This window comes from Cryomorpha ignava (assembly GCF_010686655.1).
Classification (GTDB): Bacteria; Bacteroidota; Bacteroidia; order Flavobacteriales_D; family Cryomorphaceae; genus Cryomorpha; species Cryomorpha ignava.
Genome location: NZ_JAAGVY010000095.1, coordinates 1 through 3991, shown reverse-complemented (window position 1 = coordinate 3991; position 3991 = coordinate 1). Strand labels below are relative to the sequence as shown.

The 3991-nt window shown below is 35.8% G+C and carries 3 protein-coding genes; all 3 read left to right on the top strand.

The window, feature by feature from the left end; genetic code table 11:
* Window positions 1-268 precede the first annotated feature (268 nt).
* Window positions 269-1705 carry a T9SS type A sorting domain-containing protein gene (locus G3O08_RS20380; protein WP_163287295.1) on the top strand — a complete coding sequence of 479 codons (1437 nt, stop codon included), beginning with the start codon at window positions 269-271 and terminating at the stop codon, window positions 1703-1705.
* A 334-nt stretch (window positions 1706-2039) separates the two neighbouring features.
* Complete coding sequence (locus G3O08_RS20375) at window positions 2040-2276, top strand: hypothetical protein (protein ID WP_163287294.1); 237 nt, start codon at window positions 2040-2042, stop codon at window positions 2274-2276.
* Window positions 2277-2521: 245 nt separating this feature from the next.
* Window positions 2522-3853, top strand: a complete 1332-nt coding sequence (locus G3O08_RS20370) for a hypothetical protein (RefSeq protein WP_163287293.1) — start codon at window positions 2522-2524, stop codon at window positions 3851-3853.
* The last annotated feature ends 138 nt before the right edge of the window (window positions 3854-3991 follow it).

Here is a 3991-nt window from a genome sequence, read left to right as displayed (position 1 = left end):
ATAGCAGTCTCTACTATCGTTTTACTTTTTTTTATACATCATATTGATTTTTAAGATTGGTATAAATCTAAGAAAACGTATTTTGAGCTCCGAAAAGCTTCCGACCGCAGGGAGGATTCGTTCAACAATGTATATAAAAAATAGGCGAAACAGTAATAAAATCAAGGCTTGTGGCTCGTATCAAATTTTGTGTTTACCCGAAAGTTTCGTGCTTCGTAATCGCCTACTTTTCATATACTAACCGTTACCCACCATAAAAAAATGTAAAATGAGAATCTTAATTGTTATTGGTTTAATATTTATTAGTCAACTCACATACTCACAAATTACTTTCCAAAAAACATATGGAGATATAGGTAAAAGCGAATCAGGGGAAGGAATTACTCAATTAAGTAATGGTGATTACATTATTTGTAGTAGTCAAAAGGCATCTGGCGATTCGATTATTGGAAATTTCGTTGGAGAAGGTGTTATTAGGAGATTAGATGTTTATGGAAATGAATTGTGGACTACTTATTTTAGTGATCCAAATTCGCCTATTCATGATCTTAATTTTTATAACATAATTAAAACCTTAGATGGTAATCTAGTGGTTACCGGTTTGTCAGATTATGGATATGAGAATGACGATTATGATGCCTTTTTAGCAAAAATAGATATAGATGGACAGCTAATTTGGCAGCATAACTATGGGGGTAGCTTTGCGCAATTTGCAAAGAAAGTGATAGAAACATCTGACGGTGGTTTTCTTATGGTTGGTGTAAACCATACATCTGCGTCCGAAAGTTCGCAGGCTTTGTATGCGATTAAAACAAACTCATTTGGAATTCTGGAATGGGAATATACCCAACCAGATGAGCCGGATCCTTCTATTAAACACCGAGCGTATTCCGTAACAGAAACATCTGATGGTCATTTTATAATTGCCGGAAATGTTACCCAAACCGTAACTACACCTGACGGAATATATATAGTTTGCCTTGATAGTTCTGGAGGCTTAATTTGGGACAATACCTTTGCCTATTTTCATGGTCAAGGTCGAGATGTATTCATTAAGGCGAACGGAAACATTTTAGTTTGCGGATGGTACGCACCTAATGGGTTTCCGAGACCATTGGTGATTGAGCTTGATGCTAATGGAATGTTTTTGAATGACTATGAATATAATTATAACGACGACTTAATGGAATGGGCTTATTCGTTTTATAAGGATGAGTCTGACATGGTCACAATGTTAAGTTTTGATTATCAATCGAATTATAGAATTACCCAGATAGATAATAATTTTGATATCCTTTGGAGCAGTTTTATCAATTACAGTTCGGCGACTTTTGCTAATGGAAATCACATAACAAAGACCAATGACAATGGGTTTGCTGGTGTAGGTACCTCTATGATAGAAGACGAGATAGTGCCTGTCGCTTTTAAAGTTGATGAAAACGGAGTTCTCTCTACACCAGACTCAATTTATGAATTAAATCGAATCAGTATTTACCCTAACCCGACAAGTAACCTGCTCTTCATTTCTATTCAAAATGATTCCAAATTACTGTTTATGAAATTATTTGACTTAAATGGAAAACTAATAAAACAATTTCAGTCGTTCGAAAGACGGTTAGACATTTCAGAAATTTCAAGTGGTCAATATTTTTTGAAAGTTGAAATTGATAATAGTGTTGTGACTGAAAAAATAATTATCAAATAAGGAAATACGTTGGGTAACATTATGTATAAGTAATAGCTATTTAAATACTGAAAATTAAAAGATTAACACCAAACAAAATTTAGTGGTAAATTGAAATTTTAATCCTTGAAAGCCGCTACTACTCATACATTAGTCGTTACAAGCCATAAGAATTACATGGCAAATTATTTTCAAAACTTGTTGACTAAGCCAATTACGGCAATGTAGATTTTTATTCCTCCGAATTGGCGGACAGGCACAAAAATCGCAACCGGCAGCTTTTCAATTTGACAGCTTACTCAACTCAAATTTCAATCACGACCAAAATCTAGAATCGGAGACGAAACTGCGGACGTTGCAGAAACTGCCATTTTTCAAGTTTTGCAGTCAGATTGTTGAACAGGTCGGGGCGGGTGGACAAAAAAGCGGTTCGAGCATTTTTTTGTCTTGCCGTGCCGTCGGCAAGCCTTTGGCGGCCGGGGGATTTTTTGTTTCTTTTTCATCAAGGAAAAACGAAAAAAAGGCAAACCTTGAAAACGGTATTTCAATTAAAAGCTTGACTGATTTTAAGACTGAAAAGATACAGGAGTAAGCTGCTGAATAGATGCAGATTTAAAAAAACGGCTTGTAACATGCTGTATAGTGCATTGTGGGTGAGGTGCTTAGGCAAGATTTGGCGATTATTTGAAATCCCACAAAAACCGCTTACGGATTTTGTCCGAGAAAAGAAAAGTACAAAACCGACAAGCGGTTTTTGCTAAGTGCTAAACTGAAGTTGTATCTTTATCAAATCCACAACGCACCATACAGAGACGTTGTGGCTAATTAAAAAATACAATGAAATCAATATCTAAAATATTCCTACTAATTGTAATTATAGGAACAATCTCAAGCTGTCGACAAGCAATTGTTCCTAATGAACTTCTTCCAAAATTTGACAGTATTCTAGAAGACCCAACTCAACTGACAGAATATGAGTTTTCAGAAGGAACACCTTTTAAACATATAGCATTAGCAGTAGAATTTGGCTCTAACAAATTCAAAGACTCTACCATTTTAGCCAAACTAGAAAACACTCACATAAAATACATTACTTACGTTTATTCAGACTTCAAGTCTGACTCAGAGTTTAAGCAAGAAGAATTGAACCGAGAAAGGCTATTCAATCTCTTTCAATACTTACCTGAATTATTCGACAGTAACCTAACAGAGTGGAAAACAATTAAACAAACAGGAGCTAAATCAGAAAAGGAAGCTAAAGAGTTATTTCATGGCTATGCAGTCTATTATCGTCCTGCTCCAACTAAAGAAAGTATGGAAGCTGAAATCGCTTATATGGAAAGTTTGATTGATACTGCATTAACTTTTATTGCGCCAATTTCAGACACCTCGCACATAGTAACAGAAATCAGAACTTCAGCAATTATAGAATTTGAAGAAGGGGGTTCAGAAGCTTATTATGATAGTGATGTTGCTTTTGAAGTTGCGGATTCAGTTTCCTCTTCTGAAACAGGAACATTTGATTTTGGCAATTATTTTCAAGACACCACAGTATCTGCAGTCTTGAATAGAAATAAAGATTGGAACAAAATGCTGATTAACTGTGACCTGACAGGTAGTATGTCGCCATATTCTACACAACTTCTTGTTTGGCACAGGTTAAATATTGATAAAAACAAAGTTCAACATTTCGTTTTCTTCAACGATGGTGACATGACACCAGACAACAAGAAAGTTGCAGGTAGTACAGGTGGAATCTATTACTCCCAAGCCAACGATTTTGAAAAGTTAAAGGAAGTGGCGTATAAATGTATGCGAAGCGGAGGCGGTGGAGACGCTCCTGAAAATGATATTGAAGCAATGCTCAAGGGATTTAAGAAATGTAAAGATTGTGGAGACGTGATTCTAATTGCAGACAATTGGGCAAATATGCGAGACTATGAATTCATTAATAAGATTGACCGACCAGTTAGAATAATCTTATGCGGAACACAATTTGGAATCAACAAACAATACCTTGACTTGGCTAGAGCTACCAAAGGTTCAGTTCATACAATTGAAGAAGATATATCCAACTTAATGGATTTAAAAGAAGGGGAAGAAATCACAATTAGCGGACGCACATTCGTTATTGAAAACGGGAAATTCATTGAAGTGAAAAAAATATAAAAACTAGCCACAATAACTAAGTATTCGTCCCGCCGATAGGCCAGGGATGAATAATTTGTTGACGGATCCGGTTTCTCTCTATGGGGAAAGCCTTGCGTTTATCGTTTGTTTGTGTGATTTATTTTGGCAGATCTGCCG